The sequence below is a fragment of the Bradyrhizobium sp. NBAIM14 genome (assembly GCF_020193895.1).
Classification (GTDB): Bacteria; Pseudomonadota; Alphaproteobacteria; order Rhizobiales; family Xanthobacteraceae; genus Bradyrhizobium; species Bradyrhizobium yuanmingense.
On record NZ_JADYVQ010000070.1, the window covers coordinates 1 to 756 of the forward strand.

Here is a 756-nt window from a genome sequence, read left to right on the forward strand (position 1 = left end):
AGCAGACCGGCGGCGGATACAATGTGGCCTGGAAGGACTCGACGACAGGCCATTACACGGTCTGGAGCACGGACAGCAACGGCAACTATACGGGCAGTATCGTTCCCGAGGTGACGGGGACGAATGCGTCACTTCGGTCGCTTGAGACCACCTTCCAACAGGATCTCAATGGCGATGGGACCATCGGTATTCCCAGCGCCACGGTTGAGGCCCAGGGCTCCACCAAGCTGGTACGGACGGGAGACAACTTCTATCTCGAGGCCATCAGCACGGGCAGCGGGCCTGTCCTGAAGATCTCGGGAGCGCCGGTGAGTGCCGCTGTGTATGGGACCTGGGCGCCCATCGCAGCCGAGCAGACCGGCGGCGGATACAATGTGGCCTGGAAGGACTCGACGACAGGCCATTACACGGTCTGGAGCACGGACAGCAACGGCAACTATACGGGCAGTATCGTTCCCGAGGTGACGGGGACGAATGCATCATTTCGGTCGCTCGAGACCACCTTCCAACAGGATCTCAATGGCGATGGGACCATCGGTATTCCCAGCGCCACGGTTGAGGCCCAGGGCTCCACCAAGCTGGTACGGACGGGAGACAACTTCTATCTCGAGGCCATCAGCACGGGCAGCGGGCCTGTCCTGAAGATCTCGGGAGCGCCGGTGAGTGCCGCTGTGTATGGGACCTGGGCGCCCATCGCAGCCGAGCAGACCGGCGGCGGATACAATGTGGCCTGGAAGGACTCGACGACAGGCCATT

At 62.2% G+C, this 756-nt stretch carries 1 pseudogene; it reads left to right on the forward strand.

Going from position 1 to position 756, the window contains the following annotated elements:
• Positions 1-756 (forward strand): annotated as a pseudogene (locus I6F28_RS37035) (M10 family metallopeptidase C-terminal domain-containing protein); the annotation flags it as partial.